This is a genomic window from Acidisarcina polymorpha (assembly GCF_003330725.1).
GTDB classification, from domain to species: Bacteria; Acidobacteriota; Terriglobia; order Terriglobales; family Acidobacteriaceae; genus Acidisarcina; species Acidisarcina polymorpha.
The window spans coordinates 5392739-5407561 of record NZ_CP030840.1; the positions used below are offsets into that span (position 1 = coordinate 5392739).

The following is a 14823-nucleotide window of genomic DNA, read 5'->3' on the forward strand; positions in this document are numbered from 1 at the left end:
GTCCGAGATCAGGTTTCGGGTACATTCGTCCATGGCTCAACCGGCATGCTCGCTCCCGAACGAGACTGACTAGCTCGAAAAGAACCCAGAGCCTCTGCTACGGGGTGTTCAGAAACAACCATCTTTGCCGATGGGCTGCCGGACCTCCGTTAAGATATCTTTAATGGACTTGAGAACCAAGTTGCGATTGGAATTGCACCTTCCGGGTGGAGACATCTCGATAGTGCTCAGGAATCACCGTTTATGAGAGTTGGAGCCAGATTCTGCCCGGGGATTCTAAACCCAGTCCCTGCGAAGGACGGTTTGCTGGTCCGAATACGGATCCCCGGCGGAGTGATTCAGGCCAGTCAACTCAAGACGGTCGCCGAGGCCTCACGGATGTTCGCCGATCAAGAGATCGAGATTACCTCTCGTGCCAACCTCCAACTGCGAGCTATCCAGCAGCAGGATGTTGAAGGCCTGATCCATGCCTTAGCCGACGCAGATCTCCTGCCGTCACGCCAACACGATCGCGTTCGTAACATCGTGGCCAGTCCCTTGGCAGGGATCGACGCGGAAGAGCTCATCGACGTTTCTGCGCTTGTTCGGCAACTGGACGAGCATCTCCAGATGGAGCCGCGCTATGCGGAGCTCCATCCGAAGTTTAGCTTCGGGCTTCATGGCGGGGGAAAAAAGTTCAGTCAGGATCAAGAAGACCTCTCGCTCGAAGCAGTGGAAACTCCCGTAGGTCCCCGCTTTCAGCTTTTCATCGCTGGTCAGGATTTGGGATTTACCGTCTCGACGGAAGAGTCCGTCTCCTGCCTTTTGCAATTGGCGGAAGCTTGCATCAACCTCTCGATGGACAATGCAGTGCCTGCCCGTGCGAAGAACATCTTGGCCTTGCCCCATGGTGGGAATCAATTGCTCTCTGGCGTTGAACACATGTTGCGTCCCAGCACGGAGCAGCTTGCCCAACCGGTCTTCGCCGAAGCGCCCCTCGGAATTCAACCTACAGCACACACCGGCTATGTGACGATTGCTCCAACCGTACCGCTCGGAAGACTTTCAGCGGACCAGGCCGAGCTACTTGCCGCAATCACCACAGAGCATCACGGAGGGCTTCGACTTGCTCCTTGGCGTGGGGTCGTTCTCTGCGGCATTCCGGAGAACGAGGCGATCGGGATCGTCGACCGGCTTGAAGCAGCTGGCTTGTCGTGCAGCGGCCGAGATGGCTTTCGTGGCATAGCGGCTTGCGCTGGCAGTGCAGGTTGCGACGCTTCATTTGCAGATGTACGAGCTCACGCAACTCTACTCGCCGAAGGTCTTGCCGGCAGCGACGCGGCGAAAGGATGGACCGTCAACCTGTCTGGATGCGAGAAGCAGTGCGCCCGACGTCACGGGGCTACTGCGGAGATGATTGCGAGTGAGTCCGGCTACACTCTTAAAATCGAGGGTGCACTTGCCGCATCCAGTTGTTCGCCGGAGTTTGCACTTGCTGCGATCGTTGCCCTGCACCAGAAATTCCGGACTGAGGTTGCTCAGGGATGAACTACGTTAAGGATGGCGCGGCCATCTATCGGGAATCTTTTTCGATCATCAGAAGAGAAGCCGACTTGAAGGAATTTCAACCAGACCTCGCGCGAGTGGTTGTGCGCATGATTCATGCATGCGGAATGACTGATCTTGCGCAGGACGTACAGGCTTCTGCCGATGCCGCCGCCGCTGGAGTTGGCGCCCTGAGAACCGGCGCACCACTCTTCTGTGACGCGACGATGGTCGCCAGCGGAATCACGCGTTCCAGGCTCCCAGGCAACAACGAGGTGATTTGCACCTTGAACGACCCCCGCACCGCGGCCCTTGCAAAAGAGCTGCAAACCACGCGTACCGCGGCCGCCGTGGAACTCTGGCGTGACCGGCTGGCTGGATCGGTCGTGGTGATCGGCAACGCACCGACGGCGCTCTTCCATCTACTCGGATTGATCGAGACCGGCGCACCGCATCCAGCCTTGATCATCGGGATCCCGGTTGGCTTTGTCGGGGCGGCTGAATCGAAGCAGGCGCTCGCCGCAAACTCGCTGGGGCTTCCGTATCTCACGGTTCGAGGCCGCCGGGGCGGCAGCGCCATCGCTTCCGCCGCGGTGAATGCGCTGGCCTGCGAGGACGAATGAGCCAGGCGAACGAAGCTCCGCCAGCCGGGCGCCTTTGGGGAGTCGGCCTCGGACCCGGAGATCCGGAACTGGTCACCGTCAAAGCCCTGCGCATTCTTAGGCAGGCGCAAGTCGTCGCCTACCCTTGTGTAAGGCATGGTCAAAGCAATGCCCGCTCGATCGTCGGCTCTGAGCTCGTTCACGGACAGATCGAAATCCCGATGATATATCCAGTGACCACGGAGGAAACTACCCATCCTGGCGGGTACGAGGTGGCGATCTCCGAATTCTACGACGAGATGGCCGAGCAGATTGCAGGGCATCTCGCAGCCGGACGAAACGTCGCTATTCTATGCGAAGGCGACCCGTTCTTCTATGGCTCGTATATGTATCTGCATGACCGTCTCGCTCACCGCTTTGCAACTGAGGTGATACCAGGCATTCCCGCGATCATGGGAGCGGCCGCGCGATTCGGAGCACCTCTGGCTCGCAGGGACACTCCCTTCACCGTTCTGCTCGGAACGCTCTCTGAAGAGATCCTGGCTGCGAAACTTTCAGCGACTGGTGCATTCGCCATCATGAAGCTGGGGCGCAACTTCTCCAAGGTGAAACGAGCCATCGACAAAGCTGGTCTCGCCGAGAAGGCACTTTTCATCGAGCGCGCCACAATGGCCGCTGAGCGGATCGTGCCCATTGATGAGGTCGATCCCGACAGCGTTCCCTATTTCTCGCTAATTCTCGTGCCCGACGGCAGCCAGGCGCAACGAGAAGAAGCCATCAACAGTGCTGGATGGATCTCAGTAGTTGGCCTTGGACCAGGGAACGATGGCTGGATCACTCCCGAGGCGCAGCGCGCGCTGCTTGAGGCCTCTGATCTGGTCGGCTATCACACCTACCTCAATCGGGTGCCTGAGCGTTCCGGGCAGAGACGCTTCGGCTCGGATAACAAAGTCGAGGCCGACCGCGCGCGGCACGCGATTGCGCTGGCTGCCGCAGGCTGCAAGGTGTGCGTTGTCTCCTCGGGAGATCCCGGTATCTTTGCAATGGCATCGGCGGTTCTCGAATGCGTCGAGCAGGGACCACCGTCCTGGCGTGCGCTCGACATCAGAATCGTCCCTGGCCTCTCCGCAATGCAGGCTGCGGCTTCGCGAGTAGGCGCACCTTTAGGCCACGACTTCTGCGTCCTGTCGCTTTCCGACCGGCTCAAGCCATGGCCGGTCATCACGCAGCGCCTCCACGCCGCGGCCGAGGCTGATTTCGCGTTCGCTCTCTATAACCCAATCTCGTCAGAGCGCGTGTGGCAGCTGGCTGAGGCGAAATCGATCATTGCGGCATACCGGGCGCCCGACACTCCTGTCGTGCTCGCACGCAGCGTCGGTCGTGCCGATGAGCGGATCGTCGTGACGGACCTTGCCCACTTCGAACCGTCTCTCGCCGACATGCAGACGGTCATCCTCATCGGCTCGTCCACTACGCGTGGCATCGACCTGACCGACGGTCGCAAACTTATCTACACGCCCCGCAGCTATGCTGCGCAGGACACTCCCGCATGAGCACCCTCGAGCCCTGGCTCGCGGTGATTGGGGTGGGCGAAGACGGCTGGTCCGGACTTAGCGCCAAGGCAAGGGATCTCATCCAATCGGCCGATCTGCTTTATGGTGGCAAGCGCCATCTGGACCTTATTCCCGGAGGGGAAGGGTCGGCGGAAAGGGTCGCCTGGCCGTCTCCAATGGGCCCCGCTGTCGATCAAATTCTCAATCAGCATCGAGGACGTCGCAGCGTAGCCGTGCTTGCAAGCGGTGATCCGATGCTTTTCGGAGTTGGTGTCAGCCTTACCCGGAAACTATCCCCGCCAGAGTTTTGGGTGATCCCGCATATTTCTTCTTTCTCGCTTGCCTGCGCGCGTCTTGGCTGGCCCGTGGCTGATACGGTTCTCATCTCGCTTGTGAACCGGCCGCCCGAACAATTGCTACGCTACCTTTGCAAAGACCAGCGCCTGGTATTGTTCTCCGAAGATGGGGCGACGCCTTCGGTGGTCGCAAAGCTGCTGACGCAATCGGGTTACGGTGAGAGCGCCTTCCATGTCTTCGAGCATCTCGGTGGACCCTCCGAACGGCAGATAAGCAAACAGGCCGCAACCTGGACCGTGAAGCAATGCGCGCAACTCAACCTCATCGCTGTGCAATGCATCCCCGATGCCTCTACCAGACCGCTCTCCATCGCGCCGGGCCTGCCAGACAATGTCTTTCAATCGGATGGCCAGCTCACCAAGCGAGAGGTTCGCGCGATCACCCTGGCAAGCCTATCGCCGCTTCCCAGGCAAGTGCTTTGGGATGTCGGCGCGGGTACTGGGACAATCGCCATCGAATGGATGCGAGTTCATCCTTCATCCCGTGCAATTGCCTTCGAGACCCGATCGGATCGCGCGGCGCAAATCCGGGTCAATGCGAAGCTGCTTGGAACCCCCGGGCTTCAGGTGATCGAAGGCACGGCACCCTCTGCCTTTGCTGACATTGAGCCGCCCGATGCAATCTTCATCGGAGGCGGCGCGTCGACTCCGGGTCTCTTCGAGGCATGCTGGGGTGTTCTCAGGACCGGCGGTCGACTCGTCGTCAACGCGGTCACAATCCAGACCGAAGTCAAAATAGCGGACTGGCATACACTTTACGGAGGCAACCTTGTCCGCATCGCCATCTCCCGCTCGGTCCCGGTAGGGCGAGCCTTCGGGTGGCGGCCAATGATGCCGATTACCCAATGGTCGGTCACGAAGGAATGATTTCATCTCCACAAATCTCGATCGGCTTCGGTTGCTCGTCGCGCGCAAACTGTGACGACATCATTCAACTGATCCAAGCCTGTACCTCCGAGATGCGCGGGGATGGCATAGTCGCCACACTCGATCGCCGCGCGGCGATGGGGGCCTTGGTTGCTGAGACGCTCGGCCTCCGTCTGGTGGTTTTTCCTGCAAGCACTCTGGCGAAAGTTCCAGGGACTTCAACCCACTCACCTCTAGCCTTGACGATGACTGATACTGGAAACGTTGCTGAGGCATCTGCGCTTGCTTCGCTCGGGCCAGGTGCGCGCTTGGTCGTCCGGCGCCGCACCGGGCGCTTCTGTACCTGTGCAGTCGCGGCCTTGCCTCAAGCGGAAGACCAATGAAGGTTCACTTCATAGGCGCCGGCCCTGGAGCAGCCGACCTGCTGACACTGCGTGGACGCGACCACATCCACAATTCTCCTGTCTGCCTTTATGCGGGTTCGCTGGTGCCAACCGAAATCCTCGCCCATGCTCCCGCCAATGCTCGCATCGTGAACACCGCCGAGATGAACCTTGACCAGATCATCGCGGAGATGGCGCGGGCTCATCAGGAAAACCTGGATGTGGCCCGCATCCACTCGGGCGATCTTTCCATCTGGAGCACGATGGGCGAGCAGATTCGGCGGCTCGATCAGCTTGAAATCGCATATGACATTACTCCGGGGGTGCCCTCCTTTGCCGCTGCTGCAGCCGCCCTGGGCCGCGAGCTGACCATACCCTCGGTCGCCCAAAGCGTGATCCTCACCCGCACCTCGACCCGCTCCACACCGATGCCGCCGGGGGAGGACCTTGCATCGCTCGGCCGCACCGGCGCAACTCTTGCCATTCATCTCTCTATTACAAACGTCGATCTGGTGACTTCGCAGCTTATGCCGGTCTACGGCGCAGACTGCCCGGTCGCCGTCGTCTTCCGCGCAAGTTGGCCTGACGAGCGCATTTTGCGCGCGACGCTCTCCACCCTTGAGGAGGTCGTCAGCGAAGCTGGCATCGATCGCAACGCTCTGATCCTTGTCGGCAAGTGTCTCGACGAGAGCAGTTCGGGAGAGAGCTTCCTCTACTCGATAGCCAGAGATCGTTCGTCATAGTCATGCGCGCCGGCATCGATCCAATGACGTTTCCCTCTCCACGCATCCTGATCCTTGGCGGAACCCATGAGGCATCCCGACTTGCGACCATACTCGCGAACAACAGAGATCTTACGGTCATCACTTCGCTCGCTGGCCGGCTCTCTCAGCCGCATTTACCCGCCGGCATCGTCCGCATCGGAGGCTTTGGCGGCCCCGATGGGTTGACATCCTACTTACGCGAAGAAGCGATCAGCGCAGTCCTTGATGTGACCCATCCATTTGCTGCCCAGATCAGCAGAAACGCCGAACAAGCATGCAGAAATTTGGACGTGCCTCTCCTTGCCTTCGAGCGCCCCGCCTGGGAGCGGGTCGAGGGCGACCTGTGGATGCATGTCGCCGACGTACCCGCAGCCGCCGCTCTGGTTAACAAGTGGAACCATCGCATCTTCCTGTCGATCGGCCGCCAGCAAGTCGGCGCATTCGCGGAATGCAGAGATGCCTGGTTTCTGATCCGCGCGATCGACTATCCAACCGATCCGCTGCCGCCGCGCTCGAAGCTGATCCTTGAGCGGGGCGGGTTCGACCTGCAATCGGAATTGAAGATGCTGCGTGAGGAGTCAATCGAGATCCTCATCACCAAGAACAGTGGGGGCACCGTGACTTATCCGAAGATCGAAGCGGCCCGGAAACTTGGCATCCGCGTCATCATGATCGACCGGCCGGCGGCACCCAACCATTCAACCTTCTCGGATCTTGGAAAACTTGTCGGCGGCCTCGCGCAGGTACTCGAGTCGAGCGCGATCATGAGGAGCATAGACGCGATATGAGAAAAATCTATCTCATTGGAATTGGTGCCGGAAACCCCGAATACATCACGATTCAGGCGATCAAAGCGTTGAATCTTGTGGATGTCTTCTTCTTCGTGGACAAGGGCGATGCGAAGCAGGAACTCGTCGACCTGCGAAAAGAAATCTGTGACCGGTACATCGAAAACAAATCGTACCGAGTGGTAGAAACATCCGACCCGGTCCGCGACCCCGGCATACCTGACTACAAAACCCGCGTGGAACACTGGCATCGCGAGCGCGCTCTGCTCTATGAACAGATGATTTCGCTCGAACTGACAGAGGACCAGTGCGGGGCCTTCCTGGTCTGGGGAGATCCATCCCTCTATGACAGTACCCTCCGGATCATCGATCAGATTGTTGCTCGCTCTCAAGTAGCGTTCGAGTATGAAGTGGTCCCCGGCATCACCAGCGTTCAAGCGCTGGCTGCGCGCCACAAGATCACGTTGAATGGAATTGGAGAGTCCATTTGCATCACGACTGGAAGAAATCTCGCGGCGGGACTGGAGCAGATGGAAAGAGTCGTCGTGATGCTCGACGGCAACTGCGTCTTCAGAAGCCTCGCTGGCCAGGAGAAAGACACGGAGATCTTCTGGGGAGCGTATCTCGGAATGCAGGATGAAATTCTAGTGCGCGGTAATTTGAGTGACGTTTCCGGGGAGATTGAACAGAAGCGCACCAACGCCCGCGAGCGGAAGGGCTGGATTATGGATACCTATATGCTCAGCAAACCAGACCGGAAGTGAAGCTTTGGTTTCAGCTTTGGAATGTCGTTGAAGCAACTTGAATGCTCGCCGAGGCTTTACCGAGTGAGTGCTCGCTTTATTGACATTCCGCTATTAACAAAATGGTAATCTTCTCAAAAGAGATTCATGTGGTCCGGCAGGTTTGAGCGGAGGGAGAAGGCTTTCCGTTTAGGCTTGTGCCAAAACGGGAATGGATATAACATCCTGCACAGGTCCAAATGACTCTTTTAGCAACTAGAGAAGGTTTCTCACGATTCTAGGGCAGCGAGTCTCATGTTTACGATTTCGGGCGGCAACTTTGCTTCGTCCAATGTTCCCTTATGCTCTGGTTCACGATCAAGGAATAGTTCTTCCGGTTGGAAGAGATAACTGATCGGTGTCTCTCAAGGATTTTCACTGGAATATGAGTTCAAGGATCTGTGCGGGAGAACTCTATAGAAACTCTCTTCGCACTTAAGAAGTGGGCCTTCTGGTTTGGAGTAGGGCAACTCAACGAGGATTCTGGCCTATCGGTCCGAAATTCTCGACTGATGCCCCCCGGTGGAACGGCGAAGACAGCTTTTGTTCGTTACTGTTGAGTGATTTGGCGGAACCAACGTGCGAATGAAGCGGCCATTGTGCCTTTACTTGGCAACGCGTACTTTGCCATTCTGGTTAAGGGGACGATTATTATGAACGGATTTACCAAGACTCTCATGCCGGACGCTTCCACACTTCCGTGGGTAGGTCGGCGAGATGCGGTTAAGGCCAGACCCGACCACCGGACATCGCAAAGTTTTCTCGGCATTCTGCTAAGCACCGCTATCGTCCTCTACATCACTTTGTTCGTCGTCAATGGAGCACTGCCGCAGCTGGAGATTTTCCTGACTCGCGGGCATATTCCGATCACTGCCAACTCTTTCCAGGTCCTGGTCCTGCTTATGGCAGGTTTGGTTTTGTTCCGGAGGCGGCTGCGCAACAATCCGCTGATGCTCGCCACCATGCTGCTGGCGTTTTATGTAGTGGTGGACTTCTTCCTGCTGAGTGCCTTTACCAACTACAGTTTCTCCGACCTCAAGGTCTCGATGGGGTCGTACCTGATACCGCTGGTGATCATAGGTTTTGCTCTTTCCACCCCCATCATCGTCCGTTCTGAAGCGGTGGTCGCGCTCGTGATGGTGCTATTCGTGGCTTGTTTCTGCGTCTCGGTCCTGCAATTTGTAACCAACACGCCAGTGGTGGCGACGGAGAGCCTGGACAACTCCTTTACGATTCCCTCGTTTATCTTCGGAGGAAAGGTAAGGGCCTTCAGTCTTTTCCAGAGCGGCTTGCACGCTGGAATCTTTTACTGCCTGACTGCAGCTTTCGGCACGAGTCTGTGTTTCAAAAGCGGTAGACAAAAGGTTTTCGGGTACATCATCGTGGTGATGAGCGCCTTTGGCTGTTATGCGACTCTCACCCGTTTGACGATTCTGGGCTTCCTGGCCTGTGTGGCGACGGTGATCCTCATTCACTTGAAGAGTACAAGGAAACTGGTTCCTTTCGTCCCCTTGGTGTGGGCCTTGATGGGTGCTTTGCTCGTCGCTCAGGGGTATTACGCATCGGGGCAAGCGTCCGGCATGGGTATTGGAAACACCTCGTCTTTGGAATCGCGCTTGATGGAATGGCGGTACTATACGGTCCAGTATCTCGGGGAGACGCCTGGCCAACTGGCGTTTGGCACAGGCACATCGCCATGGCGGGAGGTTGGGAGTGCCAACATGCCCGCAACCGCTGCTCCGGTTTCGATCGACAACGGATACATCGAAATGCTGTTGAACAGCGGGATCGTCGGGCTCCTGCTGGTCGTATTTTTTTCTTGGAGGGTATGGTCAGTCCTTTCTCGTAAAGCTCTGAAATTCGGCAGTGACTTCGTGATAGCGACTGCCGCTATCTTCTCCGTACTTCCATTTTTCTCTTCAATCAACGATCTGCTGCCGCAGATCTTTATCATGGCTTTGCTTGGTCTGATTTGCGATGACGGCAAGCTCGCCAGTGCAAGCTAGACCTTTGTGACACTTTGAGTTTCCTTTTTGTGGAGCGAGTATGAAAACTGATGGCGGGAAGAGTATTGGTGTCGTTGTTCGCCGTTTTTTGCCCAAGCTAGGGGATTACGGACGGCGGAGCTTGCGGGCTTTACCTACGGTTTTTTTCCTCTGCGGGTTGAGCCTTGCCTTTGCGCAGGCTCAAATCAGCGTGGTAACCGCGCACAACGACATCGCCCGCACCGGCCAAAATCTGACGGAAAGGATTCTCACCCCGGCCACGGTGAATCCGAATAATTTTGGAAGGCTCTTTTCGCAGGCAGTGGACAACCCGATTCGAGCCCAGCCTCTGTTCGTTTCGGGAGTAACGATTCCGGGTAAAGGCGTCCACAATGTGGTCTACGTTGGAAGCTCCGCAGGGACGCTCTATGCCTTCGACGCTGACACCAACGGTGGTGGCAATGCTGTGCCGCTATGGGAGACGTCGCTGCTGTGGGGAAGCTCCCCGACCGTTTATACAATCCTTGGCACTCCCACGATCGACTTGACCACAAACACCATGTATGTGGCCATCATGACTCAAGAGAATGGCAATTGGGCGGCCCACCTTCATGCCGTGGACATCACCACGGGAGGAGAGAAGTTTGGCGGCCCGACCTTGATTCAGGGTACGGTTCCCGGCACGGGCAGTGGCAGCGTAAACGGAACTTTGACGTTCGATCCCGAACTGGAGGTTCAACGGGCGGGACTGCTCCTCTTGAACGGCGTCGTGTATGTTCCCTATGCATCCATCAACGATAATGGCGCGTGGCATGGCTGGATATTCGCCTACAACGCTGCGACATTGAAACTGATCAGCATCTACTGTACGACTCCGAATGGAAACGGAGGCGGTATCTGGCAAGGCGGTGCGGGACTTGCGGCGGAAGTAAATAACCCCGGCAAGCCCTATGGCCGGATGTTTTTCTCGACGGGGAATGGCACCATCGGAGTGGCGCCCCCCCTATACAAACGCCCAAAGCTATGGGATGAGCCTGGTTGATCTGGATCTTACTGGCGGCGTGATGACGGTCGAGGATGAATTCACCCCCTCTAACGCAGCAACGCTCGATGCCCAGGATGGCGATGTCGGTTCCGGTGGTCCAATACTGTTGCCGGCACAAACCCTGCCGTCGGGGCAGACGCTGAACAGCCTCCTTCACGTGGGAAAATTCGGTGCCATTACGCTGCTCAATCGCGACAATATGGGCGGATATAACACCGCCGGGGATCAGGTAGTTCAAGAAATCAAGACCTCGGCTGCCGGCACGAGTTCGTGGGGAGCGGGAATTTGGGGGGCGCCAGCTTACTGGAACCAATCCCTCTATTTCGGAGGCGTTCCTACGGGATTGACCTCCAGTGCTACCCAATATTCTTTTCTCAACGGCGCGATCTCGTCCGCACCGGTGAGTCAAACAGCCGAGCAGTTTTCCTATCCCGGGCCTACCCCTTCCATCTCAGCCAATGGCTCACAGAATGGAATCGTGTGGCTGCTGAAGAACGATGGCTACACGATAGCCGGCCCGGCGATCTTATTGGCCTACGATGCTACAGACCTCGGGAAATTGCTCTATGTGAGTAGCGCGAATGCGGAACGAGACGCGCCGGGTCCAGCCGTGAGGTTCACGGTTCCGACGGTTGCGAATGGCAAGGTCTATGTTGGAACGGCCAATCAGTTGAGTATTTACGGAATACTGGGAGGCACGCCGACTGTGACCTCGCCGGTCTTCAATCCTCCATCGCGGATCTTCTCCGGATCTCAGACGGTGAGCATGTCCGACACAACCCCGGGCGCGCTGATTTATTACACGACCGACGGCTCGACTCCTACAGTGCACTCGCACTACTACACCGGCCCGATTACCGTGACCTCGAGCCAAATCATTACTGCCATGGCGAACGCGGCCGGATATCTGCAAGGAACTCCATCGACCGCGACCTATACGTCCTCCACAACAACTCTGGATCCGGTTTTTTCGGTGGCGACTGGAGAATACTCCGGGGCGCGGACACTGACGATCACCGATGGTTCGCCGAACGCCGTAATTTACTACACCGTCGATGGGTCGACGCCCACAACTTCCTCCAGTATCTACAGCCAACCCCTGACCATTTCGGTTTCTGAGACCGTGAAGGCGTTTGCGGTATCTCCGAATCTCTTACCGAGTTTCGTCGTGAACGAGGTGTACGACATCGATCCGGTTTACACGCTTGCATTTCCGAACGGCTTCGTCGGATCTGAAAACCAGATTCAGTTCAACGGAAGCACCACGCTGGACGATTTCCGCCTGCAGTTGACGAACGGCGGCATGGGGGAAAAGGGAAGCGCCTTCTATAAGACGCCGGTGAATATTGGATCGTTTACCACCGACTTTGTCTTCCAGCTATCGAATCCGGCAGGAGACGGCATTACCTTCACGATTCAGAACAATAGTCCAACAGCCATTGGCGGGGATGGCGGCTCGCTCGGTTATGCGAGCATTCCCAATAGTGTAGCCATCAAGTTTGATCTCTATAACGACCAGGGAGAAGGGGCGAACTCGACTGGCATTTATTTCAATGGCGTGCAGCCAACGATCCCTTCTTACGATTTGACGAATTCCGGTATCAACCTGCATAGCGGGGACTACATGGCAGTCCATATGACTTACGACGGGATGGTGTTGAACATGACCATCACCGACCAAATTACCGGGGCGAGCTGGTCGCATGCGTTCGGTGTCGGCATCCCCGGGCACGTGGGAGGTAATACTGCGTATGTGGGCTTCACCGGCTCCACTGGCGGAATCACGTCGAGCCAGAAGATCACTTACTGGACCTTTGTCAGTGGATCTCCGTCCGTCCCGAACTATCCAGCAGGCTTCGATTTAGGGGATCTTCTTCTCAATGGAAACGCGGCGCTTTCCGGGTCCGCTCTTCAGTTGACGAATGGAACCACTTGGCAAACGTCGAGCGCCTATTTCGCCACTCCAGTGCCGATTGCAACGTTCACGACTGACTTCGACTTTCGGCTGACGAACGCGGTGGCAGACGGATTCTCGTTTGTCCTGCAAAACGCTGGACCTCATGCGATCGGCCTAGGAGGCGGTGGCCTGGGTTACGAAGGTATCGGGAAGAGCGCGGCGATCAAGTTCGACCTCTATAGCAATGCAGGGGAAGGCAACGACTCCACCGGATTTTACACGGAGGGTGCGATGCCCACAGTGCCGTCAATCGATCTCACGCCAAGCTTCCTGGAGCTGGATCTCGGGCACCAGGATCATGCGCATATCGTCTACAACGGAACGACGCTGACATGGACAATCAGCGATGCTGCGGGCCATCGATTCTCCACCAACAGCGTGGCCGTGAACTTACCCGCGATTGTTGGCGGCTATACCGCGTATCTCGGATTCACAGGGGCGAGCGGGGGATCGACAGCGGTTCAGAACATCTTGAATTGGACCTATAGCAGCCCATAGCCTTCGCTAATCGGGAGACAAGCAGCACTGGGGCGCCAGGTTTTTCTGCGCCCCAGTTTCGTGAGAGTCGATGGGATGGAAGTAAGTCTCCGAATGGCTAGCGGGTTCCGCTAGGTTGAGTGGCTACGCCGGGTAGGGACCAGGCGAATAAAACTCCGCCACTGCTGGTCACGACATACTGGCGCCCATCGAGTTCGTAGGTGATTGGAGAGCTGGCCATCGGTGCTCCGGCTCCAGCATGCCACAGTGTTTCGCCGTTGCTGGAATCTAAGGCAAGCACATTCCCCTTGGCGTCGCCCGTGAAAGTCACTCCGGAATCGGTACTGAGGACGCCTGCTCCTGAGCCGCCGTGGCCGACATCATGACTCCAGCGAATCTTTCCCGTCTGATAGTCGATGGCTTCGATGACTCCTTTGCCCCAGAGACCGTAGTCGGCGCCAGCCCAACCATAAGTGCCATCAGCTGGCTTCGCGAAGTAGATGCTATAGCTGGGATGGGCGTCGACAATAAAGAGACCAGTCTTAGGATCGAAGCTCGGGGAGCGATAATTCGTCATACCGCCTTCATCGGGAGCGATGAGGCGTCCATCGGGCGCGGGCTGCTTCTCCGGATTCGGTATGGGGCGACCCTGCTTGTCGATACCCAGAGTCCAGTTCACCGGACCATAGGAATTGGTCAGCAAGCTCTCACCAGTGGTGCGGTCGAGTACGAAGAAGTATCCATTGCGGGAAGTCTGCATCAGCATCTTCCGCGGCTTGCCGTGAAAGTCGCCATCGACGAGTACCGGCGTCTCGACTGCGTCCCAGTCGTGGGTGTCATGGGGAGACGGCTGGAATGCCCAGGCGAGCTTTCCGGTGTCCGCTTGGATTGCTACGATGCTGCAGGTGTAGAGGTTATCTCCCGGCCGGGTCGAGCCATTCAGGACGGGAGTCGGGTTCCCCGTACCCCAATACACCAGCTTGAGATCGGGGTCGTAGGTTCCGGTCATCCATGTCATGCCACCGGTGGACATGTTTGGCGTCCCGACTGGAGCCGTGCTGTCCCACTGCCAGAGGGTGCGCCCGGTCTCCGGATCGATCGACCTCAGGAAGCCGCTAAGATTATCGAAATCGCCGGAGACACCAACGATGACGTTTCCTTGTCCATTCGGTTCGACGATCAGAGGCGCCATGGTGGTCCAGTAACCTTTGCTTGCATCGGCTACCTGCACCTTCCAGCGGACGCTGCCGTCATTAGCGTTCAGTGACACCAGGTGGGCATCCGGTGTCAGGAAGAACAGCCAATTCTTGTAAATGGCCAGCCCGCGATGACCGATGTGCAAGCCGCCATTCGGCGGGTAGGTGTAGTGCCATATTTGGTGGCCTGACCGAGCATCGACTGCCCAGATATTATCCGGAACCGTGAAGTAGAGAATCCCATCCACCAACAGAGGCGTGGATTTGATGAGCGCGCCCTGGTTGGTTTGAAAGGCCCAGGCAAGGCTTAACTGCGAGACGTTCGCCGGCGTGATCTGGGTCAGGCTGCTATGTCGCTTGCCGGAGTAATCACCATGATATCCAGGCCAGCTATCGGCCGGGGGATGGGCGAGGTCGGCGGCGGTTACATCCTGTGCCGCCAGCGATGATGGCGCGGCACTATGAAAGAGCCCCGCGCAGAGAGCAATAGACAACGTGCGCCAACCCAGGCTCATACTTTCTCCGGGCACCTTTCTGCGATTGC

12 protein-coding genes are annotated in these 14823 nt (G+C 57.4%); 11 read left to right on the forward strand and 1 reads right to left on the reverse strand.

The annotated features are described in order from the left end of the window. Positions 1-243: 243 nt before the first annotated feature. From cobG to ACPOL_RS22975, 11 genes are all read left to right on the forward strand, one after another. Positions 244-1527: a precorrin-3B synthase gene (cobG, locus tag ACPOL_RS22925; protein ID WP_114209116.1), complete on the forward strand. Its 1284-nt coding sequence runs from the start codon at positions 244-246 to the stop codon at positions 1525-1527. Further along, a complete protein-coding gene (locus tag ACPOL_RS22930; RefSeq protein ID WP_114209117.1) occupies positions 1524-2147 on the forward strand; it encodes a precorrin-8X methylmutase in 624 nt (207 codons plus the stop codon). The genes cobG and ACPOL_RS22930 overlap by 4 nt, the downstream gene beginning before the upstream one ends. After that, entirely contained in the window at positions 2144-3679 is a 1536-nt protein-coding gene (locus ACPOL_RS22935; RefSeq protein ID WP_114209118.1) for a precorrin-2 C(20)-methyltransferase, read from the forward strand. The genes ACPOL_RS22930 and ACPOL_RS22935 overlap by 4 nt, the downstream gene beginning before the upstream one ends. Further along, on the forward strand, positions 3676-4902 hold the full coding sequence (gene cbiE, locus ACPOL_RS22940; protein ID WP_114209119.1) for a precorrin-6y C5,15-methyltransferase (decarboxylating) subunit CbiE: 1227 nt from the start codon (positions 3676-3678) through the stop codon (positions 4900-4902). Before ACPOL_RS22935 ends, cbiE begins: the two co-directional genes overlap by 4 nt. Beyond that, positions 4899-5285, forward strand: coding sequence for a cobalamin biosynthesis protein (locus tag ACPOL_RS22945; RefSeq protein WP_161557525.1), 387 nt, complete (start codon positions 4899-4901; stop codon positions 5283-5285). Before cbiE ends, ACPOL_RS22945 begins: the two co-directional genes overlap by 4 nt. After that, positions 5282-6028, forward strand: a complete 747-nt coding sequence (gene cobM, locus ACPOL_RS22950; protein WP_114209121.1) for a precorrin-4 C(11)-methyltransferase — start codon at positions 5282-5284, stop codon at positions 6026-6028. Before ACPOL_RS22945 ends, cobM begins: the two co-directional genes overlap by 4 nt. Positions 6029-6030: 2 nt before the next feature. Continuing rightward, a complete protein-coding gene (locus tag ACPOL_RS22955) occupies positions 6031-6837 on the forward strand; it encodes a cobalt-precorrin-6A reductase (protein ID WP_236656968.1) in 807 nt (268 codons plus the stop codon). After that, on the forward strand, positions 6834-7601 hold the full coding sequence (gene cobF, locus ACPOL_RS22960) for a precorrin-6A synthase (deacetylating) (protein WP_114209122.1): 768 nt from the start codon (positions 6834-6836) through the stop codon (positions 7599-7601). Before ACPOL_RS22955 ends, cobF begins: the two co-directional genes overlap by 4 nt. A gap of 617 nt (positions 7602-8218) precedes the next feature. Continuing rightward, entirely contained in the window at positions 8219-9625 is a 1407-nt protein-coding gene (locus tag ACPOL_RS22965) for an O-antigen ligase family protein (RefSeq protein WP_236656969.1), read from the forward strand. Between the two features lie 40 nt (positions 9626-9665). Continuing rightward, positions 9666-10646, forward strand: coding sequence for a PQQ-binding-like beta-propeller repeat protein (locus ACPOL_RS22970; protein WP_114209124.1), 981 nt, complete (start codon positions 9666-9668; stop codon positions 10644-10646). Beyond that, on the forward strand, positions 10633-13104 hold the full coding sequence (locus ACPOL_RS22975) for a chitobiase/beta-hexosaminidase C-terminal domain-containing protein (RefSeq protein WP_161557526.1): 2472 nt from the start codon (positions 10633-10635) through the stop codon (positions 13102-13104). The genes ACPOL_RS22970 and ACPOL_RS22975 overlap by 14 nt, the downstream gene beginning before the upstream one ends. Before the next feature lie 97 nt (positions 13105-13201). Here ACPOL_RS22975 and ACPOL_RS22980 read toward each other — a convergent pair whose 3' ends face one another. Beyond that, positions 13202-14794, reverse strand: coding sequence for an acido-empty-quinoprotein group A (locus ACPOL_RS22980; RefSeq protein ID WP_114209126.1), 1593 nt, complete (start codon positions 14792-14794; stop codon positions 13202-13204). Between the last annotated feature and the right edge of the window lie 29 nt (positions 14795-14823).